Origin of the sequence: Paraburkholderia eburnea (genome assembly GCF_002917095.1) — a bacterium.
GTDB lineage: Bacteria > Pseudomonadota > Gammaproteobacteria > Burkholderiales > Burkholderiaceae > Paraburkholderia > Paraburkholderia eburnea.
Map to the genome: position 1 here is coordinate 269,051 of NZ_PQGA01000002.1, position 20,437 is coordinate 289,487.

The following is a 20,437-nucleotide window of genomic DNA, read 5'->3' on the forward strand; positions in this document are numbered from 1 at the left end:
TTCAATTAGTTAGTTATGCGTTGTAATTGTGTATCGACAGATATCCGACAACGAGGGAAGCCTGCCATGAGAATCAACGACCATTCCGGGTACTTGCTGCGCGTGAGCGCCGTGCTGGCCGCATTGACGTCATTGACCGTATGCGTGCCGCTCTACGCGCAGACGGCGTCGGCGCCCGATGCGGCGGCGAGCGCGCCCGTTGGCGTGCTGCAAACCGGCGAGGTGCAGACCGTGGCGCATGTAGTGAGCGTGGATGCTGCGGCCAACACCGTCACGCTGCGCGGCGCGCAGGGCAGGCAGGTGACGGTGGCGGTAGATCCCGCCGTTGCAAACGTCAGCAAACTCGCGCCAGGCGACCAGGTCAACATCGTCTACAAGGAAGCGCTGCTGCTGCGTGCGGACAAGGTGGACACCAAGGGTATTCGCGCGCGTGTGGAAACGACAGCGGAGACACCGGCCTCAGGCGGCGTGACGGCGGCGGCAAGGGCGGTGCAGGTGGTGGCGACGGTCCAGAAGATCGACCGCGCCCACCGCAAGGTGACGCTGCGCGGCCCGACGCGCACCGTCGTGGTGGGCGTGCCGCAGGATGTACCGATCGAAAAGCTCAAGGTAGGCGACAGCATTCGCGCCGACTATGTGGGCGCAACGGCCGTGCAGGTGGTGCGCAACGGCGCACGCGTGGAGTAGCAAAAGAAAGCGCGCCTGAAACCGGGCGCGCTCACTCGCTCACTGCATGGCCGCATCTGCCGATACCGTCGTCAATCGACCCGGTCGCGATCGCGCACGAGGATCGACACGTACACGGCGGTCGAGACGATGATGACGAGTGCGCCTGTCACCACCTTGGCATGATTGAATTCCACCAGGCCGATCACGGCGATGGCAATGCCCGTTGCCGAGCCCAGCGTGCCGATGGCGGCCACGAGGATGCGCAGCCTGGTCCAGACGCGATGGCGTCGTTCCGGACCGGCGCCGGCTCTCAGTCGATCGAAAATCATGGGATCCTCCCCGTGGGTGACAACTGGCAGGCTGCTCACCGCACGCAGCCCGCCGGCCGACTCGAATCAGACTCGAATCGATTATAGCGATGGGCCGATTCTGCGCTTTCACGGCGTACGCGTCACATTTTGTCAGGAAAGATTTCGCACGTATTTGAGCGCGTTTAAGTTTGCCTTAATTTTGCGAAGCCATGATGAGTGCGTCGGGTCGATTCGATAGTCGATTCGCGGTTGTTCTTCACGTCCCCTGTTTAGCCGCCGATCCTTATCGGCGGCTATTTTTTTGCGCGGACGTTTCACCGATCATCAGGTTTGCAAGCGTCAGCAACTTCGACCCGCGTTCACTCGTGCTCGGGAAAGCCCGCGCGCCCTTGCGTGAGGTCGCGCAGCGCGTCGCGCGCTGCGTCCACGGCCGTGACCGGCATCTGTATGGCGAGCCGCACCGTCATCGTGTAGCGGCTGTCCACGAGCGTGTGCTGGGCCTGCTCGATCCAGTGGCGCACGTGCGTTTCGTCGGGATAGCCGACTTCCACCATCAGCCGCGCCTGAGCCACGCGCTCGATGCGCGGCGCGTTCTGCAGCGTGCTCGCGATGGCGTCGGTATAGGCGCGCACGAGGCCGCCCGCGCCCAGTTTCACGCCGCCGTAATAGCGCACCACGGCGGCCAGCACGCCGTCCAGATCGTGATGGCGCAGCACTTCCAGAATCGGCCTGCCTGCGGTGCCGGAGGGCTCGCCATCGTCGGACATGCCGGACTGGCCGCCGGCGAGCAGCGCCCAGCAGACGTGCGTGGCGGCGGGGTGTTCGTCGCGTAGACGGCGCAGCTCGATCATGGCCGCGTCGCGGTCGGCGACCGGAATCGCGAGTCCGATGAAACGGCTCTTGCGGATCTCAAGCTCCGCGCTGACGGTTGAGGCGAGGGTATAGGTGGGCAAAGCAGGCGAGACGGCGTGGAGGAAACCGTCATGTTAGCGGATACGCGCGGTGGCGCTGGCAGTGCCCTGGCAAGCGCCGAAAACTGCGACCACAGGACGCGTGCGCACATCTTGACAATATCTGTAATGGATTCTTGCGGCTTGTGCTAATGACGCATCGGGAGCGAGGCCCGATAATGATGTTCGTGACGGGTCTAGCTCTGGCTGGGGCGATGCCGAACTCCTCATTCGGTGATCCGTCATTTTCCGAATTCTTTATGCTGCGCCTGTTTTTTCCCCGGCGCGGACTCTCCGAAGCATCCAAAAAAAAATCCCGGTCGGGACGCTGTCCGAGGACCGGGGTTCATAAGGCTCGCCTGTTCTCAAGAGGCGATTCCACGTTACGCCCGTCAAAATTCCGTCGCAACGCGAAAAAAAAGCCCGACTTTCGCCGGGCTCCAAGTGTGACCGCACCCGTTGCCGGGCGCGGCACCTGCAAAAACTGCGTACGCCGTTGCCGCTTAAGCCGCGAGCAGCGAGCGCAGCACGAACGGCAGAATACCGCCGTGCTTGTAGTAGTCGACTTCGATCGGCGTGTCGATACGCAGCAGCACCTGCACGCGCTCATCCTTGCCGTCCTTGCGATGGATCACGAGCGTCAGGTCTTGCTGCGGCTTGAAGTCGTCCGTGAGGCCTTCGATATCGAACGTTTCCTCGCCGGTCAGGCCGAGCGTCTGCACGCTGTCCGAACCCTTGAACTGCAGCGGCAGCACGCCCATGCCGACCAGGTTCGAGCGGTGGATGCGCTCGAAGCTGCGCGCCACCACGGCCTTCACACCCAGCAACTGCGTGCCCTTGGCGGCCCAGTCACGCGAAGAACCCGTGCCATACTCTTCGCCCGCGAACACCATGGTCGGCGTGCCGGCGTCGATGTACTTCATCGCTGCGTCGTAGATCGACAGTTGTTCGCCGCTCGGCTGATGGATCGTCAGGCCGCCTTCGATGCGCGTGCCGTCGGCCTTCGCCGGGATCATCAGGTTCTTGATGCGCACGTTCGCGAACGTGCCGCGCATCATGACGTCGTGGTTGCCGCGGCGCGAGCCGTAGCTGTTGAAATCGGCCTTCTGCACGCCGTTTTCCTTCAGCCACTTGCCTGCGGGCGAGTCTTCCTTGATCGAGCCGGCCGGGCTGATGTGGTCGGTCGTGACCGAATCGCCAAAGATGCCCAGCGCGCGCGCGCCCTTGACTTCAGCGACGCCCGACGACGGCGTCATCGAGAAGTTCTTGCCGAAGAACGGCGGCTCGGCGATGTAGGTCGACTTCGGCCAGTCGTAGACCTGGCCTTCCTCGCCTTCGATCTTGCTCCACAGGTCGCCCTTCTTCGTGAGCTGGGCGTAGTTCTTCTGGTAAACGTCCGCGTCGAGCGCGAACTTGAGCAGCGCGTTGACTTCTTCGCTCGTCGGCCAGATGTCGCCGAGGTAGATGTCGCGCCCGCCCTTGCCCTTGCCGACCGGCTCGGTCATCAGATCGCGCGTGATTTTGCCCGCGATCGCGTAGGCGACGACCAGCGGCGGCGAAGCCAGGAAGTTCGCGCGGATGTTCGGGTGAATCCGCGCTTCGAAGTTACGGTTGCCCGACAGGACGGCGGCTGCGACGACGTCGTTCTTGACGATCGACTCGTTCAGTTCCGGCGTCAGGTCGCCCGCGTTGCCAATGCAGGTCGTGCAGCCATAAGCGGCCAGTTCGAAACCGAGCTTCGACAGATAGGGCAGCAGGCCCGTCTTCGTCAGGTATTCGGTGACGATGCGCGAGCCGGGGGCGAGCGAGGTCTTGATGTGCGGCGCGACCGTCAGGCCCGCTTCCACGGCCTTCTTCGCCAGCAGGCCGGCGGCCAGCAGCACCGACGGGTTCGACGTGTTCGTGCATGACGTGATCGCCGCGATCAGCACGTCGCCGTTGTGCAGATTGACCTTGTCGGTGACCGCGTATTCGGCCGTGAGGTCGTCGGCCTTCTTGTTGAAGCCGTTTTCCGCGACCGGCTTCGAGAACAGGTCCGTGAAGGTCGACTTCACGTTGCCGATTTCGATGCGGTCTTGCGGGCGCTTCGGACCGGCCAGCGACGGCGCGACCGTGCCCAGATCCAGCACCAGCGTCTTGGTGTAGTCGATCTCGCCGGCCTTCGGCACGCCGAACAGTTCCTGCGCCTTGAAGTAGTTCTCGAAGGCGGCGATTTCCGCTTCCGTGCGGCCCGTGCCCTTGAAGTAGTCGATGGTCTTTTCGTCGACCGGGAAGAAGCCCATGGTCGCGCCGTATTCCGGCGCCATGTTGCCGATGGTCGCGCGGTCCGGCAGCGACAGCGAGGCCGTGCCTTCGCCGAAGAACTCGACGAACTTGCCGACGACCTTCTCCTTGCGCAGCATTTCGGTGATGGTCAGCACGAGGTCGGTGGCCGTGCAGCCTTCGCGCAGCTTGCCCTTCAGTTCCACGCCCACGACGTCCGGCGTGAGGAAGTACACCGGCTGGCCGAGCATGCCGGCTTCGGCTTCGATGCCGCCCACGCCCCAGCCCACCACGCCGATGCCGTTGATCATCGTGGTGTGCGAGTCGGTGCCGACGAGCGTGTCCGGGTAGTAGACGGTATCGCCGCCTTCAGCCTTCTTGTGCACGCCGCGCGCGAGGTATTCCAGGTTGACCTGGTGGACGATGCCGATGCCCGGGGGCACGACCTTGAACGTGTCGAACGCCTGCATGCCCCACTTCATGAACTGGTAGCGCTCGTTGTTGCGCTGGAATTCCAGTTTCATGTTCAGGTCGAGCGCGTCCTTCTGGCGGAAGTAGTCGATCTGGACCGAGTGGTCGACGACGAGATCCACCGGCACGAGCGGTTCGATGACCTTCGGGTCCTTGCCGACCTGTTGCGCGACGCCGCGCATGGCCGCGATGTCGGCGAGCAGCGGCACGCCGGTGAAGTCCTGCAGTACGACGCGGGCGACCACGAACGGGATTTCATCGACGCGCGATGCGTTGGGCTTCCAGTTCGCGAGTTGCTCGATGTGCTCTTCCGCGATCTTCTTGCCGTCGTAGTTGCGCAGCACGGACTCGAGCACGAGACGGATCGAAACCGGCAGGCGATCGATCTTCACGCCGAGCTGCTTGCCGAGTTGCGGCAGCGAGTAGAACTTGCCTTTGCCGGAACCGCTGTCGAATTCCTTTAGCGTTTTGTGGAGATTGTGGGCCATGGTGTTTTCCTTCGTTTAATCGCGGAAATAACGCTTTCTTACTACACGTATGCTGCGGGTGCTGATATCTGTCCGATTGCTCAGATCACATACAAGTCTACGTATTCGTTCACCGGCATGGCTTCAAGACGTGCCGCATCGAGCGAGACGTCGAGAATGGCGTGCTGCTGCTTCGCGGGGAAGCGGCGCGCGAGGTTGGTCTTGAACTTCTCGATCAGCAGCGGGAGGCCTTCGTCGCGGCGCCGGCGATGGCCGATCGGGTACTCCACCACGACTTCGGGCAGCGTCGTGCCGTCGTTTAGCTCGACAGTCAGTGCATTGGCGATCGAACGCTTCGCGGGGTCGTGGTAATCCTGCGTGAACCGCGGGTCTTCGACACAGACCGTCTTGGCGCGCAGCGCGTCGATGCGCGGGTCGCCCGCAATATCGTCTTCGTAGTCGGCGGCGGTGAGGCGGCCGAACAGCAGCGGCACGGCGACCATGTACTGGATGCAGTGGTCGCGGTCGGCGGGGTTCGCCAGCGGCCCGGTCTTGTCGATGATGCGGATCGCCGCGGCGTGGGTGCGAATGGTGATCCGCTTGACGTCCTGCGCCGTTTTACCCTGTTGCGCGAGCTGGCCATGCAGCGTCATGGCGGCTTCGGCGGCGGTCTGCGCGTGGAATTCGGCGGGGAACGCGATCTTGAACAGCACGTTTTCCATCACGTACGTGCCGTAGGGGCGCTGGAACCTGAACGGCCGGCCCTTGAACGAGACGTCGTAAAAACCCCAGGTTTTTGCCGTGAGCGCCGACGGATAGCCCATCTCGCCCGTTTTCGCCATGAGCGCGAGGCGCACGCCGCGCGAGGTGGCGTCGCCTGCGGCCCACGACTTGCGCGAGCCCGTATTGGGCGCATGGCGGTAGGTGCGCAGCGCCTGGCCATCGACCATCGCGAGCGAGACGGCGTTGATGAGTTCGTCGCGCGTCAGGCCGAGCATCTGCCCGGCCACGGCGGTCGAGGCGCGCTTGACGAGCAGCACGTGGTCGAGACCGACCTGGTTGAACGAGTTTTCCAGCGCAATGCAGCCCTGGATCTCGTGCGCCTTCACCATGGCTTCAAGCACATGCCTCATGGTGAGCGGCGGCTTGCCGTGCGTCACGGCCGTGCGCGAGAGCCAGTCGGCGGTCGCGAGAATCGCGCCCAGGTTATCCGACGGATGCCCCCACTCGGCGGCAAGCCAGGTATCGTTGAAGTCGAGCCAGCGGATCATCGCGCCGATATTGAAGGCGGCCTGAACCGGGTCGAGCTGGAATGAGGTGCCGGGCACCTTCGCACCGTGCGGGACGATCGTGCCTGGCACGATCGGTCCCAGCAGCCTGGTGCAGGCGGGGTAGGAAAGCGCTTCGAGTCCGCAGCCGAGCGTGTCGATCAGGCAATGCCGGGCCGTCGACAGCGCGAGCGCGCTATCGTCCGACACGACAGGCACGTTCAGGACGTAGTCGACGATATCGACCAATACCTGATCCGGCTGCGGCCTGACGTTGGGGATCGGGGCGGACATCGAGGCTTTCCTCGGTCCTTACTGGCCCGATGCGCCGCTCGCCGGTGCTGCGCGGTTCGCCGGGTTCAGGGCGTTCGCCTGGGTCGGCGCCATTGCGCCTTGCTGCATTGCAACAGTCTTGCACTCGTCGGCCAGACGCGAGCTGTCCTTGTCCGAGAACAGCATCGCCTTGGTTGGGATCACGACCAGGTCGAGGCCGGTGGCGGCGTCGTGGAAACGGTCCGCGCCCGTCGTCGTCGATTGACGCGGCAGGTTGTAGTTCTTGTTCGCCCAGTGAACGGTGACGATCTGGTCACGCGCCATGTCGCCCTTCAGGTCGAACTGCATGCCTTCCGCGCAGCTCCAGTGTTCCGAGCCTTCCGGCACGGCGTCGACCTTCGCTTCCTTGGCCGGGTTGACCTTGCGCTTGATGATGCGGTGCTTCGGTGCCGGCTTCGCGGGCTTTTTCGCCGTCGTCGACGTGGTGCCTTGCGCGGCGGCGTCGGTAGCGGCCAGCAGCATCGTCGAGGACAGCGCGCCAATGATGGTAGCGATCAGCAATTTCTTCATGGAGTCGGACCTTTATGTCTCAAATCGGTTGAACAGTGCGCGGCCACGGGCTGTGGCCGCCGGTTGCACTACGCGCGCCCCGTGAGCGCGCAGCGGACGCTATTTTCACCTATTTATCGGCACGAATTTCAGTTTTTCCGGTGTCAAAATAATTCTGTTGGCCGGTTCTTTCCGAAGTCTCTTCCCGAGTCAACCACGTCGCGCCATCATGCCGTCGCGCCCTCGCCGAACAGCGGCGCGGCTTCCACCGGCACCGTGCGGCCGGTCGAGCGTGCGCGGCGCAGCACCGACCAGTAGTAACGGTAGCTCGCGCGGTCGTGCAGCGTGTCGCCGTGGCGTGTCGGGCCCCATTGGGCGTGCTGCGCGGCCAGCAGGATCTCGGCGGCGGTGACGATTTCCTCGTCGCGCGGCGCGAAAGCGGCCACGATGGCCGGAATCTGCGCGGGGTGGATGCTCCACATGCGCGTGTAGCCGAACTCGTTGCGCGCGCGCCGGGCGTCGTTCGCGACGGTCGCCATATCGCGCACTTCTGTGCTCACGTTGTGTGACGGAATCTTGCCAAACGCATGGCAGGCCGCGGCGATTTCGAGTTTGGCGCGGCGCACGAGCGGATGGTCGAACTGGCCGGGCGAGCGCATGGCGCTGTCGGGAATCGCGCCGTCGTGCGCGGAAACGAAATCCATCAGCCCGAAGCTGAGCGATTCGACGCCGCGCAGCGCGGCGAGATCGAACGCCCGCGCGAGCGCGCCATGGGTTTCGACCAGCAACTGCACGGGAATGGCTTTTTCGATGCCCATCTCGACGCGCGTGGCTTCGATGAACGCGGTCATCTCGGCGGCGTCGCCCACGGCGCGGATCTTCGGCAGCATGAAGAACGCCGGCGCGCGCTTCGCGGCGCGCAGGATCAGGCGCACGTCGTCGCGCCAGTGCGGATGGTGAAAATCGTGGATGCGAACGCCGACGCGCCCGAAGCGGTCGTGATCGCTGCCCAGCAGCGAGGCGACGAGTTCCGCGTGTTCGGCCTCGTGGCCGACCTGGGCGCCGTCTTCGCAGTCGAGCGTGATATCGAAAACCGGACCCAGCTCCTGCTGCAGCGCGAGGGATTTGAGCATCAGCTTCTCGCTGCCGGCGTAGTGGTCGCACGCGGGCAGGAGAGTGGGGGGCGCTTCGCCGTCAAACAACACTTCCGCGGGGAGGATGGCGCGCATCTTCGGCGTCAGGGGACGAGGGTTGTGGGAATACCTGATTCGTACGCGTCCTGCGGCCAGCGGACGGGCAAGGCGCGTGCGGATCAGTGCGCGGGACGGGGGCGTGTGCCGCCCGAACCCGCGCAAGAACCGGAACCCGCCGCGTGGCGGCAAAGCCCCGGTTTGCCTGCATCGATTACTTGAGCAGGTGAGCGACGCCTTCGCGCTCTTCGAGCAGCTCGTTGAGCGTGCCCGTCATCTTTTCGCGCGAGAACGCGTCGATTTCCAGGCCTTCGACGCGCTTGTACTCGCCGTTTTCGCAGGTCACCGGCACGCCGTAGATGATGTCTTCGGGGATTTCGTACGAGCCGTCCGACGGGATGCCCATCGTGACCCACTTGCCGTTCGTGCCGAGCACCCAGTCACGCACGTGGTCGATCGCCGCGTTGGCCGCCGATGCCGCCGACGACAGGCCGCGCGCTTCGATGATCGCCGCGCCGCGCTTGCCGACCGTCGGGATGAACGTGTCACGGTTCCACACGTCGTCGTTGATCAGCGCGTTGAGCGACTGGCCTTCGACCGTGGCGAAACGGTAGTCGGGGTACATCGTCGGCGAGTGGTTGCCCCACACGGCGAGCTTCTCGATCGAAGCGACCGGCTTGCCCGACTTGGCCGCGAGCTGCGAGAGCGCGCGGTTGTGGTCCAGACGCAGCATGGCCGTGAAGTTCTTCTTCGGCAGATCCGGAGCCGACTTCATGGCGATGTAGGCGTTCGTGTTGGCCGGGTTGCCGACCACCAGCACCTTGACGTCGCGGCTGGCGACGTCGTTCAGCGCCTTGCCCTGAACCGTGAAGATTTCGGCGTTGGCCGAGAGCAGATCCTTACGCTCCATGCCCTTCGAGCGCGGACGTGCGCCAACCAGCAGGGCGACGTCGGCGTCCTTGAACGCGACCTTCGGGTCGTCCGTGATGACCACGCCCGCGAGCAGCGGGAAGGCGCAGTCGTCGAGTTCCATCACGACGCCCTTGACGGCAGCTTGCGCTTGCGGGAGGTCCAGCAGTTGCAGGATGACGGGCTGATCCTTGCCGAGCAGGTCGCCGTTCGCGATGCGGAACAGCAGGGAGTAAGCGATCTGACCTGCGGCGCCGGTGACGGCAACGCGCTTTGCGGGCTTAGCCATTGAAAATCTCCAGGAAGATGCGTTAGACGCCAGGGTAAAACGCCATTCTATATGCGCGGTACCCGAAGCGTTCGTGAATCCGACGGTCCTCTTTCCCGGCGTGCGGGCGAGGCCTTGCGGGGCCTGTTGCGCGCGCCGGCGGGCGGGCCGCCATGCCGGTAACCTGTACGACGAAGCTCGGGAATGGACGGGAACGCCCTGGACAGGGCCGCCTGACGCGGGCCGCATTTGCGTGTGCCGACTCCTGCAACAGCTCGGCTGGGACGGTCCACAGGCGCGCCGCGCGGGGGATTGCGCGGGCGGGGCGGATCGAAAACCGCTACTGCATGACTGCTAGAAGGAACAGCATGTGCAAGGCGGACCGCGGCGCATTTCGCCACGAAGTGGATGCTGCCGGCGGCTCCCGTGTTTGACATGGAGTCGCCCGCAAACCCTTGCTCGATCGGCAGTTTAGGATTCGCAATGGGTAAAGTCAACAGTATCTTATGTCTTATATAAGACATATCTGTTGCTGCCAAAAGGGTAGATTTCAGCGGGGGTTTATGTTGAAATGCGCGCCATGAATGCGAACCCGGTCAGCAACGCGAATTCTTCCGCTCCCGACAGCGGCGCGCCTGCGTCCGCCTCCGCTTCTCCGGCCGCGGCGCCGGCGGCCTCGCCGTCCCCCACCTTCAGTCCGCTCTATCAGCAGATCAAGGGGCTCATTACACAGAGCCTCGAGTCCGGCGAATGGAAGCCCGGCGAAATCATCCCTAGCGAAGTCGAACTGGCTGCCCGTTACAAGGTCAGCCAGGGGACCGTGCGCAAGGCGATCGACGAACTGGCCGCCGACAACCTGCTGGTGCGGCGTCAGGGCAAGGGCACGTTTGTTGCGACGCACAACGAAGAACGCGCACAGTTTCGCTTCCTTAGATTGCTGGCTGATGACGGCGCGGAGCATCCGCACGTCAGCAGGCTGCTCGAGTGCCGCCGTCTGCGCGCCTCGGCGGAGATCGCGCGTCAGCTCGATCTGAAGCCCGCCGACCCGGTGGTGCTCATCAAGCGTCTTCTGCAGTTCGATGGCGAGAGTACCGTACTCGACGAAATCTGGCTGCCCGGCGGTATATTCCGCGGCCTCACGGCCGAGCGTCTCGCCGAGTACAAAGGCCCGCTCTACGCCATGTTCGAAGCCGACTTCGGCACGCGTATGATTCGTGCAACTGAGAAGATCCGCGCGGTGGCCGCCGAGCCGGCCGTTGCCGATCTGCTCAATGTTCCGGCTGGTTTTCCATTGCTTTCCGTCGATCGGGTGTCCTATACCTATGGAGACCGACCGGTCGAGGTACGCCGTGGATGGTATGTCACAACCGGGTACTACTATCAGAATGACTTGAGTTGAGAGGACGTCCGCAGGGACATGCGGACTCTTCCCCACGCGCTGCTCGATTCGCGCGCGCATCAGCGGTTTGGAAGGCTGATTTCGCTGCAGCGCGAAAAGAAATGGCGGTAAAATTGCGTATTAGTGTTAACACATAGTAGGGGTCTAGCATGGCAGAAGCCGCAAAAAAACCGAGGCCGGAATACCGGAACATCGGCATTGGGCAGATTTTGTTCGCATACCGCCTGCCGTTGGCCGGTCGCGTATCGATCGGCCACCGCATCAGTGGTGTGCTGTTATTCCTGTTCCTGCCTTTCCTGTTGTTCCTGTTGGACCAGAGCCTCACATCGGAGCTCAGCTTCGAAGTCTTCCGGGGCTTCCTTTCCAACATCATCGTCAAGCTCATCGTGCTGGTCCTCGGATGGGCGTTCCTCTTCCACTTCTGTGCTGGCGTGCGCCACCTGTTCATGGATTTCAACCATGACCTCGCGGCTAAAGAAAAGGGCAAATCGACCTCGCTCGTCGTCGTTGTTCTCTCCACGATCCTCACGATCGCCTTCGCGGCAAAACTCTTCGGAGCGTTTTAAGAATGTCGGCTAAAAACGGTATCGGTCCGAAGCGCCTTGTCGTGGGCGCTCACTACGGCCTGCGCGACTGGATTGCCCAGCGCGCTACCGCCGTGCTCATGGCGATCTACACGATCGTGCTGCTCGTGTTGTTCTTCGGCGCACACGACTTTTCTTATGACGGCTGGGCGTCGATTTTCTCCGCCCAATGGATGAAGCTCGCGACGTTCGTCATGCTGCTCGCGCTGTTCTATCACGCCTGGATTGGCGTGCGCGACATCTGGATGGACTACATCAAGCCCGTCGGCCTGCGCATCGCGCTGGACGTGCTGACGATCGCCTGGCTGCTGGGCAGCCTGGGCTACGCCGCGCAGATTCTCTGGAGAGTGTAAAAGAATGGCTGCAATCAAGAATTCTCTGCCGCGTCGCAAGTTCGACGTGGTCATCGTCGGCGCGGGCGGTTCGGGGATGCGCGCGTCGCTGCAACTGGCGCGTGCTGGCCTGTCGGTCTGCGTGCTGTCCAAGGTGTTCCCGACGCGTTCGCACACGGTCGCGGCTCAAGGCGGCATCGGCGCATCGCTCGGCAACATGAGCGAAGACAACTGGCATTACCACTTCTACGACACGATCAAGGGTTCCGACTGGCTCGGCGACCAGGACGCGATCGAGTTCATGTGCCGCGAAGCACCGAACGCCGTCTACGAACTGGAACACATGGGCATGCCGTTCGACCGCAATGCGGACGGCACGATCTACCAGCGTCCGTTCGGCGGCCACACGGCCAACTACGGCGAAAAGCCGGTCCAGCGCGCCTGCGCGGCCGCTGACCGTACCGGTCACGCGCTGCTGCACACGCTGTATCAGCAGAACGTCGCGGCCAAGACCACGTTCTTCGTCGAATGGATGGCGCTGGATCTGATCCGCGACGCCGAAGGCGACGTGCTCGGCGTGACCGCGCTGGAAATGGAAACCGGCGACGTCTATATCCTCGAAGGCAAGACCACGCTGTTCGCCACGGGCGGCGCGGGCCGGATCTTCGCGGCATCGACCAACGCGTTCATCAACACCGGTGACGGCCTTGGCATGGCGGCCCGTTCGGGCATCGCGCTGCAGGACATGGAATTCTGGCAGTTCCACCCGACCGGCGTGGCCGGCGCGGGCGTGCTGATCACGGAAGGCGTGCGCGGCGAAGGCGGCATTCTGCGTAACTCGAACGGCGAGCGCTTCATGGAGCGCTACGCGCCGACCCTGAAGGACCTCGCACCGCGTGACTTCGTTTCGCGTTCGATGGACCAGGAAATCAAGGAAGGCCGCGGTGTCGGCGCGCACAAGGATCACGTGCTGCTCGACCTGTCGCACATCGGCGCGGAGACGATCATGAAGCGTCTGCCGTCGATTCGCGAAATCGCGCTCAAGTTCGCCAACGTGGACTGCATCAAGGAACCGATCCCGGTCGTTCCGACGATTCACTACCAGATGGGCGGCATCCCGACCAACATCAACGGTCAGGTCGTCGGCACGCCGAAGGGTCACGAAGAAGTCGTCAACGGCTTCTACGCTGTGGGCGAATGCTCGTGTGTCTCGGTGCACGGCGCGAACCGTCTGGGCACGAACTCGCTGCTCGACCTCGTGGTGTTCGGCCGCGCTGCCGGCAACCACATCGTCAAGCACGTGAAGGAGCTCAAGGAGCACAAGCCGCTGCCGGCCGACGCCGCCGACTTCGCGCTCTCGCGCCTCGCCGCGCTGGAAAAGACGACCTCGGGCGAGTACGCGCAGAACGTCGCGAACGAAATCCGCGGTTCGATGCAGAAGCACGCTGGCGTGTTCCGCACCTCGGCGCTGCTGGCCGAAGGCGTCAAGGACATCGCGCAAGTCACCGAGCAGGCGAAGCACATCCACCTGAAGGACAAGTCGAAGGTGTTCAACACCGCGCGCGTCGAAGCGCTCGAAGTGGCGAACCTCGTGGAAGTTGCGCGCGCAACGATGGTTTCGGCTGAAGCCCGTAAGGAAAGCCGTGGCGCACACGCTCACAGCGACTACGAACACCGCGACGATGAAAACTGGCTGCGCCATACGCTTTGGTTCAGCGAAGACAACCGCCTTGAATACAAGCCGGTTCACATGAAGCCGCTGACCGTCGAATCCGTGCCGCCGAAGGCGCGTACGTTCTAAGGCACAAGCCAGTCAAAAGGAATTGGGAAATGGCCAAACGTATTTTTGAAGTCTACCGCTACGATCCGGACAAGGATTCGGCGCCGCGCATGCAGACGTACGAGCTGGACCTCACGCACGAGCGCATGCTGCTCGACGCGCTGGTGAAGCTCAAGGAAGTGGACGAAACGCTGTCGTTCCGCCGTTCGTGCCGCGAAGGCGTGTGCGGTTCGGACGCCATGAACATCAACGGCAAGAACGGTCTGGCGTGCCTCACGAACCTGAACGACCTGCCAGCGAAGATCGTGTTGCGCCCGCTGCCGGGCCTGCCCGTCGTGCGCGACCTGATCGTCGACATGACGCACTTCTTCAACCAGTACCACTCGATCAAGCCGTACCTGATCAACGACACGCCGCCGCCCGAGAAAGAGCGTCTGCAGTCGCCTGAACAGCGCGACGAACTCGACGGCGTGTACGAGTGTATTCTGTGCGCAAGCTGCTCGACCTCGTGCCCGAGCTTCTGGTGGAATCCGGACAAGTTCGTCGGCCCGGCGGGTCTGCTGCAGGCCTACCGCTTCATCGCGGACAGCCGCGACGAAGCCACCGGCGAGCGTCTGGACAACCTCGAAGACCCGTACCGTCTGTTCCGTTGCCACACGATCATGAACTGCGTCGACGTTTGCCCGAAGGGCCTGAACCCGACCAAGGCGATCGGCAAGATCAAGGAACTGATGGTCCGCCGCGCGGTTTGATCCGCGTTTGACCCTACGAGATTGAATGGACTCGCATCAGTCTGACCCCCATCGCCGCGCGCGCCTTCGCTGGCGCGCGCGGCGCGGTATGCTCGAAAACGACATTATTTTCGAGCGTTTTTTCGACCGCTATGAGCATGACCTCAGCGACGCCGATGTGGGTGCTCTCACGCGCCTGCTGGAGCTGAGCGATAACGACCTGATGGACTTGCTGCTCGCACGCAAGGAACCAGAAGGCAATCTTTCCGACCCGGACGTGAAGCGGGTGCTGGAGCTGCTTCGCAAGGTCTGAGATGCGGCGACGTCCCATGTGGACGTTAGAAGGCGCCGCGCCGGACTTGCAAACTATCGAATCCCGTATTTATCTTCGATTGAGGATGTGCTATGACCCCGTCTGATGTAAAAGCCACGCTATCGTTCAGCGACAATTCGCCGAGCGTCGAACTGCCGATCTACAAGGGCACCCAAGGCCCGGATGTGATCGACATCCGCAAACTGTACGGTCAGACCGGCAAGTTCACGTATGACCCGGGCTTCATGTCGACGGCGGCGTGCAACTCGGCGATCACGTACATCGACGGGGACAAGGGCGAACTGCTGTATCGCGGTTTCCCGATCGACAACCTCGCGCAGAACGCCGACTTCCTCGAAACCTGCTATCTGCTGCTCAAGGGCGAGCTGCCGAACCAGGCGCAAAAGGACGAGTTCGTGAAGACCGTCACGCAGCACACGATGGTTCACGAGCAGATGCAGTTCTTCTTCCGCGGCTTCCGTCGCGACGCGCACCCGATGGCGATTCTGGTCGCGGCTGTCGGCGCGCTGTCGGCCTTCTATCACGACTCGCTCGACATCAACAACGCGAAGCATCGCGAAGTTTCGGCGATCCGCATGATCGCCAAGCTGCCGACGCTGGTTGCGATGGCGTACAAGTACTCGATCGGCCAGCCGTTCGTGTACCCGCAGAACGACCTGTCGTACAGCGCGAACTTCATGCGCATGATGTTCTCGAACCCGTGCGAAGAGTACAAGGTCAACGACGTGCTGGTGCGCGCGCTCGACCGTATCCTGATCCTGCACGCCGACCACGAACAGAACGCCTCGACCTCGACGGTCCGTCTGGCGGGTTCGTCGGGCGCGAATCCGTTCGCGTGTATCGCGGCCGGTATCGCCTGTCTGTGGGGCCCGGCGCACGGCGGTGCGAACGAAGCCGCGCTGAACATGCTTGAGGAAATCGGCTCGGTGGAGAACATCCCTGAGTTCATCAAGCAGGTGAAGGACAAGAACTCGGGCGTGAAGCTCATGGGCTTCGGTCACCGCGTCTACAAGAACTACGATCCGCGTGCGAAGCTCATGCGCGAAACGTGCCACGAAGTGCTCGAAGAACTGGGCCTGCACGACGATCCGCTGTTCAAGCTGGCGATGGCGCTCGAAAAGATCGCACTCGAAGACGAATACTTCGTGTCGCGCAAGCTGTACCCGAACGTTGACTTCTACTCGGGCATCGTGCAGCGCGCGCTGGGCATCCCGACGTCGATGTTCACGTGTATCTTCGCGATGGCGCGTACGGTGGGCTGGATCGCCCAGTGGAACGAAATGATCGCCGACCCCGAGCAAAAGATCGGCCGTCCGCGTCAGCTGTTCATCGGCAACACGCCGCGCGAAGCGAAGCCGATTTCGGCACGCTAAGCTACGCAGCCGGCATGCGGCGCGCTCGATGCGCCGCACGCCGTATCATCAAGCTTTATCCCCAACGCCCCGACGGCTTGTTCGTCGGGGCGTTTGTCATTTGTCTGCCCGTTCGCGTCGGTGCGCTACGCGGGAGCGATTCGAATCGCTTCTATCGACGGCATGGTTTCGCGCAGGTCGGCGAGGGCGAGTGGGATATCTATTACGAACGACGACCGTCCGGCTAACGCCCCGCGCCGATTTCCCCGATCCCGAATCCATTATCATGGAGCGGCCCCTCACCCCCAGACCGCCCCATGTTCTTCGCCGCGAACTCCCTGCATCGTCGCCTGAGCATCGCCATCGGCACGCTCGCGCTGCTCGTGGGCGTGCTCGGTTCTCTCGGCACGTTTCTGGTGGTGCGCAGTCTCGCGAGCGAGTTCAGCGCGAGCCTGCGCGACGCCGCCGCGCACGTGCAGGCCGGCGTGCCGCATCACGTATCGGAAAACGGCGTGCGGCAGCCCTCGGATGACCTCGTCGTGCAGATCTGGTCCGCAGGCGACACCGACGAGCCGCGCCGCACGAGCGACCCCGACATCGCCTTGCCGCGCGCGCAAACGGGCTTCTCGTCGATCGAGTTCGACGGCGAGGCGTGGGACGTCTTCGCGCTTGCGGCCGGCGACGAATACATCCAGATCGCCGAGTCGCGCAGCATGCGCAACCGCAATGCCCTGCGCGTCGCGTTCTGGAGCCTGCTGCCCGTGCTCGCGCTGTTGCCGCTGCTCGTGCTCACGATTGCCGTGACGGTGCGCCTGTCGCTGCGACCGATGGAGCGCGTCGGCCGCCGCGCGGCCAAGGTCGATCTGCATGCGCTCAAGCCGCTCGAAGTCGAGAAAGCGCCGGTGGAATTGCGGCCTTTCATTGAATCGATCAACCGCATGATCGAGCGCCTGTCGGTGCTCGTGAACGCCGAGCGCAAGTTCATCGCCGATGCCGCGCACGAACTGCGTTCGCCCATTTCGGCGATGCAGTTGCAGATCGACAATCTGCGCGACGCGCCGCCCGATCAGTACCGCGAACGCTTCGACGAACTTCGGCGCGGCGTGGCGCGCACGGGATCGCTGGTGTCGCAACTGCTGGGCCTCGCGCGCGCGGAAATCGGCGGCGCGCAGCGCGCGGTGGAAGCAATCGCGCTGACGCGTCTCGTGCCCGACGTGCTCGCGGACTTGCTGCCGCTCGCGGACGCGCGCGGCGTGGATCTCGGCGTCGAACGGCTCGACGAAGCGAGCGTGCGTGCGACCGAAGGCGATATGCGCGTGCTGGTCAAGAACCTCATCGATAACGCGATCCGCTATGTACATGCGGGCGGGCGCGTCGATGTTTCGGTGCTGCGCGACGGGCGGAAGGTGACGATCGAAGTGATCGACGACGGCCCCGGCATCGCCGAAAAGGACTTGCCGCATGTGTTCGACCGCTTTTTCCGCGCTGCGAATAACGATGTGGAAGGCAGCGGTCTCGGACTCGCGATTGCGCAGGCGTTGGCGCAGAGTTACGGCGGGCACGTGACGCTCGCCAATCGCGACAACGCGCAAAGCGGCGTCGTTGCGCGCATCGAACTACCGTTGGCCTGAGTCGAAGCGCACGAACCCCTGTCAACCTATGCTAAGGAAAACTGAGCAATGCGGATTCTGCTGATCGAAGACGATCTGCTGATCGGGCCCGCGCTGCTGCGCGCGCTGAAGGACGCGTCCTATAGCGTCGACTGGGTACGCACGGGCGAGAGCGGCCGCGCGGCTATCCGCGATGGTTCGTACACTGCCGTCCTGCTCGATCTGGGCCTGGGCGACATGAGCGGCCTGGACGTGCTGCGCGGCGTGCGCGAAGCCAGCGACGCCACGCCGGTCATCATCATCACCGCGCGCGACGACGTCGACACGCGGGTCGAAGGCCTCGATCTCGGCGCCGACGATTATCTCGTCAAGCCGTTCGAGAGCAAGGAACTGCTCGCGCGCATCCGCGCGGTGGTGCGGCGCAAAGCGGGCTTCGCCTCGGCGACGATGGGCAGCGCGCGCGTGACGCTCGACATGAATACGCGGCGTCTGACGTTCGATGGGCAGAGCGACGATCTGTCCGCGCGCGAATATGCATTGATGCTTGCGCTGCTGGAGCGGCCCGGCGCGATCCTCTCGCGCCAGCAACTGGAAGAGCGGCTTTATGGCTGGGGCGAGGAAGTGGAGAGCAATGCCGTCGATGCCGTGATTTACAGTGTGCGCCGTAAATTTGGCCATGCGGTGATCCGCAATGTGCGCGGGCTTGGATGGGCCGCGTGCGTGTGAGCATGGAGAAAAAACGCGGCGAGCCAGGGGGCTCGCCGCGTCGCGTGCAACACCCGGGGGAAGTCCGTGGTGCACGCTGGAAACGGTTAAAAAGCGCTGCAAATGCAGGGCGAGAGGCGACGACGCTACGATGCCAGCAGGCGCTGCCACGGATGCGCGTGCCACGACTTCGACAGCACCGCAAGCAATTCAGCCTCGTTGTCCGAGAGGTGACGGTCGGCGTGGACCGCGACCAGACACAGACTCAGCACTTCGGCGCGCAGACCGGGATCTTCGAGTTCGAGCAGCACTTGCTGCATGACATCGGAGTCGAGTTTGCAGGCATCGCTCCAGTCCATGTTCGCGTTCGTGAGCAGGTCCTCGCAGAGATCGCGCAGGATCGTGCTGAACTCGCCAGGGGCCAGGCCAAGACGCTCGGCGATGCGGGCGCGATGGATGGCGGCGAGTTCGCTGCTGTTCAGGTGGCCGTCGGCGAGCAGGGCGATGGCGACGATCCGTCCGGCGGCCTGCGGGCTGTTGCTGGTGTAGGTACGCATGGTCAGGAGTCCTTGGTCAATCGTTGCAGGGTAAGCGTTGTGCGTTCAGTCGAAAATGTCTTCGAGCCACGATTTGCGGCGGCGTTCGTGTCCGCCGTGGCGTTGCCCGTAATCGCGCGAGCGATGCTGGGAACCGCGGTGTGAGCCGTCCTGCGAGCCGTGGCCTTCATAGCCATCGTCGAATGGCCGCCGCGTGCCGGGCTGGCCTTGCGCCGCGCGTTCGATCAGCTTGTCGAGTTCGCCACGATCGAGCCAGACACCACGGCATTGCGGGCAGTAGTCGAGTTCGATGCCATGACGCTCTGCAATCGCGAGGGTGACGTCAGGGCAGTTCGGGCATTTCATGATGCGCTCCTTTCGGGGGCGGCAGCCGATGCGGCTGCCGTGGAAACCATCCTCGCAGAGAAGAATGAGCGAAGAATGAGCAACGCTGCCAGCCCGTTCAGGACGCTTCGAGCGGGCCGCCGCCATCCTTGCCCGGCCGCGTTTTGATGAGCGACACCACCACGCCGCCGATGAGCAGCGCCATCGTCACGCCAAGGCTCAGCGGCGCCGGAATCTTGCCGACGATGCCTACCAGGAAGATCTTCACGCCGATAAACACCAGCACGAGCGCCAGCGCATGCTTGAGGTAGTAAAAGCGGTGCGCCATCGCCGCGAGCGCGAAGAACAGCGCGCGCAGGCCCAGCACGGCGAAGATGTTGCTCGTGTAGACGATGAACGGATCGGTCGTGATCGAGAAGATCGCCGGGATCGAATCGACGGCGAAGATCAGATCGGCGAATTCGATCATCAGCAGCGCGACGAGCAAGGGCGTTGCGTAGCGCGTGAGCTTGCCGCTGACCGGATGCGCGCGCCGCACCACGAATGCGCCGCCTTCGAGCCGTTCCGTCACGGGCAGCACGCGGCGGATCGTGCGCAGGAGCCTGCTGTCCTCGACATGCGCTGCCTGCTTCGAGCCGAACAGCATCTTCACGCCGGTCGCGGCAAGAAACAGGCCGAACACGAACAGCATCCACTCGAACTGCGAGACGAGCGCCGCGCCCAGACCGACCATCAGCGCGCGCAATACCAGCACGCCGACGATGCCCCAGAACAGCACGCGATGCTGGAAGGCGCGTGGCACGGCAAGCGCGCCGAAGATCGACGCGATCACGAACACGTTGTCGAGCGAGAGCGATTTTTCTATCAGATAGCCGGTGACGTATTCGGTTGCCGGCTGCGCGCCTAGCTGCCACCAGATAAAGCCGCCGAACAGCAGGCCGATGGCGATATAGCCGAGCGAGAGCCAGAGGCTTTCGCGAATGCCGATCTCGCGGTCGTTACGGTGCAGCACGCCGAGATCGAGCGCGAGCAGCACGATCACCACCGCGATGAAGGCGGCCCAGAGCCACACGGGTTGGCCGAGAAAGGCGGTGGTGATGAACGGCGCGAGCATGAGTACGGTCCTTGGCGTAGGGAGTTGG

Annotated in this window: 20 protein-coding genes and 1 pseudogene; 11 read left to right on the forward strand and 10 right to left on the reverse strand. The window is 63.5% G+C overall.

Going from position 1 to position 20,437, the window contains the following annotated elements:
• Nucleotides 1-66 precede the first annotated feature (66 nt).
• On the forward strand, nt 67-687 hold the full coding sequence (locus tag B0G62_RS05735) for a hypothetical protein (protein ID WP_103703213.1): 621 nt from the start codon (nt 67-69) through the stop codon (nt 685-687).
• Between the two features lie 71 nt (nt 688-758).
• On the opposite strand, the gene B0G62_RS05740 is transcribed toward B0G62_RS05735, so the two are convergent.
• The 7 genes from B0G62_RS05740 to B0G62_RS05770 form a co-directional block, all read right to left on the reverse strand.
• The gene (locus tag B0G62_RS05740) at nt 759-998 is read right to left on the reverse strand and encodes a hypothetical protein (RefSeq protein WP_103703214.1); all 240 of its coding nucleotides are present in this window, start codon (nt 996-998) and stop codon (nt 759-761) included.
• Nucleotides 999-1,339: 341 nt separating this feature from the next.
• Nucleotides 1,340-1,933, reverse strand: a complete 594-nt coding sequence (locus B0G62_RS05745) for an IMPACT family protein (RefSeq protein ID WP_103703215.1) — start codon at nt 1,931-1,933, stop codon at nt 1,340-1,342.
• 500 nt (nt 1,934-2,433) lie between these two features.
• Complete coding sequence (gene acnA, locus B0G62_RS05750; protein WP_103703216.1) at nt 2,434-5,151, reverse strand: aconitate hydratase AcnA; 2,718 nt, start codon at nt 5,149-5,151, stop codon at nt 2,434-2,436.
• 80 nt (nt 5,152-5,231) lie between these two features.
• The gene (locus tag B0G62_RS05755; protein WP_103703217.1) at nt 5,232-6,692 is read right to left on the reverse strand and encodes a bifunctional 2-methylcitrate dehydratase/aconitate hydratase; all 1,461 of its coding nucleotides are present in this window, start codon (nt 6,690-6,692) and stop codon (nt 5,232-5,234) included.
• 18 nt (nt 6,693-6,710) lie between these two features.
• Complete coding sequence (locus B0G62_RS05760; RefSeq protein ID WP_103703218.1) at nt 6,711-7,241, reverse strand: hypothetical protein; 531 nt, start codon at nt 7,239-7,241, stop codon at nt 6,711-6,713.
• Between the two features lie 206 nt (nt 7,242-7,447).
• Nucleotides 7,448-8,449 (reverse strand): HpcH/HpaI aldolase/citrate lyase family protein, encoded by a 1,002-nt coding sequence (locus tag B0G62_RS05765; RefSeq protein ID WP_103703219.1) that lies wholly within the window; start codon nt 8,447-8,449, stop codon nt 7,448-7,450.
• 175 nt (nt 8,450-8,624) lie between these two features.
• Nucleotides 8,625-9,608, reverse strand: coding sequence for a malate dehydrogenase (locus B0G62_RS05770; protein WP_027816956.1), 984 nt, complete (start codon nt 9,606-9,608; stop codon nt 8,625-8,627).
• A gap of 559 nt (nt 9,609-10,167) precedes the next feature.
• Here B0G62_RS05770 and B0G62_RS05775 point away from each other — a divergent pair.
• From B0G62_RS05775 to B0G62_RS05820, 10 genes and pseudogenes are all read left to right on the forward strand, one after another.
• Nucleotides 10,168-10,986: a GntR family transcriptional regulator gene (locus tag B0G62_RS05775; RefSeq protein WP_103703641.1), complete on the forward strand. Its 819-nt coding sequence runs from the start codon at nt 10,168-10,170 to the stop codon at nt 10,984-10,986.
• A 149-nt stretch (nt 10,987-11,135) separates the two neighbouring features.
• On the forward strand, nt 11,136-11,552 hold the full coding sequence (sdhC, locus tag B0G62_RS05780) for a succinate dehydrogenase, cytochrome b556 subunit (protein WP_103703220.1): 417 nt from the start codon (nt 11,136-11,138) through the stop codon (nt 11,550-11,552).
• A gap of 2 nt (nt 11,553-11,554) precedes the next feature.
• Nucleotides 11,555-11,923: a succinate dehydrogenase, hydrophobic membrane anchor protein gene (gene sdhD / locus B0G62_RS05785; RefSeq protein ID WP_027816953.1), complete on the forward strand. Its 369-nt coding sequence runs from the start codon at nt 11,555-11,557 to the stop codon at nt 11,921-11,923.
• A 4-nt stretch (nt 11,924-11,927) separates the two neighbouring features.
• Entirely contained in the window at nt 11,928-13,703 is a 1,776-nt protein-coding gene (sdhA, locus tag B0G62_RS05790) for a succinate dehydrogenase flavoprotein subunit (protein ID WP_103703221.1), read from the forward strand.
• A gap of 29 nt (nt 13,704-13,732) precedes the next feature.
• Nucleotides 13,733-14,434 (forward strand): succinate dehydrogenase iron-sulfur subunit, encoded by a 702-nt coding sequence (locus tag B0G62_RS05795; protein ID WP_103703222.1) that lies wholly within the window; start codon nt 13,733-13,735, stop codon nt 14,432-14,434.
• Nucleotides 14,435-14,459: 25 nt separating this feature from the next.
• Nucleotides 14,460-14,726 carry an FAD assembly factor SdhE gene (locus B0G62_RS05800; RefSeq protein WP_103703223.1) on the forward strand — a complete coding sequence of 89 codons (267 nt, stop codon included), beginning with the start codon at nt 14,460-14,462 and terminating at the stop codon, nt 14,724-14,726.
• 92 nt (nt 14,727-14,818) lie between these two features.
• Nucleotides 14,819-16,120, forward strand: coding sequence for a citrate synthase (gene gltA, locus B0G62_RS05805; protein ID WP_103703224.1), 1,302 nt, complete (start codon nt 14,819-14,821; stop codon nt 16,118-16,120).
• A gap of 104 nt (nt 16,121-16,224) precedes the next feature.
• Nucleotides 16,225-16,347, forward strand: a pseudogene (locus tag B0G62_RS32065) (GNAT family N-acetyltransferase); the annotation flags it as partial.
• 69 nt (nt 16,348-16,416) lie between these two features.
• Entirely contained in the window at nt 16,417-17,730 is a 1,314-nt protein-coding gene (locus tag B0G62_RS05815; RefSeq protein WP_103703225.1) for a sensor histidine kinase, read from the forward strand.
• 48 nt (nt 17,731-17,778) lie between these two features.
• Nucleotides 17,779-18,435 (forward strand): response regulator transcription factor, encoded by a 657-nt coding sequence (locus tag B0G62_RS05820; RefSeq protein WP_103703226.1) that lies wholly within the window; start codon nt 17,779-17,781, stop codon nt 18,433-18,435.
• Between the two features lie 125 nt (nt 18,436-18,560).
• Here the strand turns inward: B0G62_RS05820 and B0G62_RS05825 are convergent, their stop codons facing one another.
• The 3 genes from B0G62_RS05825 to B0G62_RS05835 all read right to left on the reverse strand — a co-directional run bounded on the left by B0G62_RS05825 (nt 18,561) and on the right by B0G62_RS05835 (nt 20,409).
• Entirely contained in the window at nt 18,561-18,971 is a 411-nt protein-coding gene (locus B0G62_RS05825; RefSeq protein ID WP_103703227.1) for a tellurite resistance TerB family protein, read from the reverse strand.
• 45 nt (nt 18,972-19,016) lie between these two features.
• Nucleotides 19,017-19,316 carry a TFIIB-type zinc ribbon-containing protein gene (locus B0G62_RS05830; RefSeq protein WP_103703228.1) on the reverse strand — a complete coding sequence of 100 codons (300 nt, stop codon included), beginning with the start codon at nt 19,314-19,316 and terminating at the stop codon, nt 19,017-19,019.
• A 97-nt stretch (nt 19,317-19,413) separates the two neighbouring features.
• Nucleotides 19,414-20,409: a TerC family protein gene (locus tag B0G62_RS05835; RefSeq protein ID WP_103703229.1), complete on the reverse strand. Its 996-nt coding sequence runs from the start codon at nt 20,407-20,409 to the stop codon at nt 19,414-19,416.
• Nucleotides 20,410-20,437 lie beyond the last annotated feature (28 nt).

Excerpts from the sequence above, each read along its gene's own strand:
- B0G62_RS05735 (WP_103703213.1), top strand. The coding sequence starts at position 67 with ATGAGAATCAACGACCATTCCGGGTACTTGCTGCGCGTGAGCGCCGTG.
- B0G62_RS05740 (WP_103703214.1), bottom strand. The coding sequence starts at position 998 with ATGATTTTCGATCGACTGAGAGCCGGCGCCGGTCCGGAACGACGCCAT.
- acnA (WP_103703216.1), bottom strand. The coding sequence starts at position 5,151 with ATGGCCCACAATCTCCACAAAACGCTAAAGGAATTCGACAGCGGTTCC.
- B0G62_RS05755 (WP_103703217.1), bottom strand. The coding sequence starts at position 6,692 with ATGTCCGCCCCGATCCCCAACGTCAGGCCGCAGCCGGATCAGGTATTG.
- B0G62_RS05760 (WP_103703218.1), bottom strand. The coding sequence starts at position 7,241 with ATGAAGAAATTGCTGATCGCTACCATCATTGGCGCGCTGTCCTCGACG.
- B0G62_RS05765 (WP_103703219.1), bottom strand. The coding sequence starts at position 8,449 with ATGCGCGCCATCCTCCCCGCGGAAGTGTTGTTTGACGGCGAAGCGCCC.
- B0G62_RS05770 (WP_027816956.1), bottom strand. The coding sequence starts at position 9,608 with ATGGCTAAGCCCGCAAAGCGCGTTGCCGTCACCGGCGCCGCAGGTCAG.
- B0G62_RS05775 (WP_103703641.1), top strand. The coding sequence starts at position 10,168 with ATGAATGCGAACCCGGTCAGCAACGCGAATTCTTCCGCTCCCGACAGC.
- sdhC (WP_103703220.1), top strand. The coding sequence starts at position 11,136 with ATGGCAGAAGCCGCAAAAAAACCGAGGCCGGAATACCGGAACATCGGC.
- sdhD (WP_027816953.1), top strand. The coding sequence starts at position 11,555 with ATGTCGGCTAAAAACGGTATCGGTCCGAAGCGCCTTGTCGTGGGCGCT.
- sdhA (WP_103703221.1), top strand. The coding sequence starts at position 11,928 with ATGGCTGCAATCAAGAATTCTCTGCCGCGTCGCAAGTTCGACGTGGTC.
- B0G62_RS05795 (WP_103703222.1), top strand. The coding sequence starts at position 13,733 with ATGGCCAAACGTATTTTTGAAGTCTACCGCTACGATCCGGACAAGGAT.
- B0G62_RS05800 (WP_103703223.1), top strand. The coding sequence starts at position 14,460 with ATGGACTCGCATCAGTCTGACCCCCATCGCCGCGCGCGCCTTCGCTGG.
- gltA (WP_103703224.1), top strand. The coding sequence starts at position 14,819 with ATGACCCCGTCTGATGTAAAAGCCACGCTATCGTTCAGCGACAATTCG.
- B0G62_RS05815 (WP_103703225.1), top strand. The coding sequence starts at position 16,417 with ATGTTCTTCGCCGCGAACTCCCTGCATCGTCGCCTGAGCATCGCCATC.
- B0G62_RS05820 (WP_103703226.1), top strand. The coding sequence starts at position 17,779 with ATGCGGATTCTGCTGATCGAAGACGATCTGCTGATCGGGCCCGCGCTG.
- B0G62_RS05825 (WP_103703227.1), bottom strand. The coding sequence starts at position 18,971 with ATGCGTACCTACACCAGCAACAGCCCGCAGGCCGCCGGACGGATCGTC.
- B0G62_RS05830 (WP_103703228.1), bottom strand. The coding sequence starts at position 19,316 with ATGAAATGCCCGAACTGCCCTGACGTCACCCTCGCGATTGCAGAGCGT.
- B0G62_RS05835 (WP_103703229.1), bottom strand. The coding sequence starts at position 20,409 with ATGCTCGCGCCGTTCATCACCACCGCCTTTCTCGGCCAACCCGTGTGG.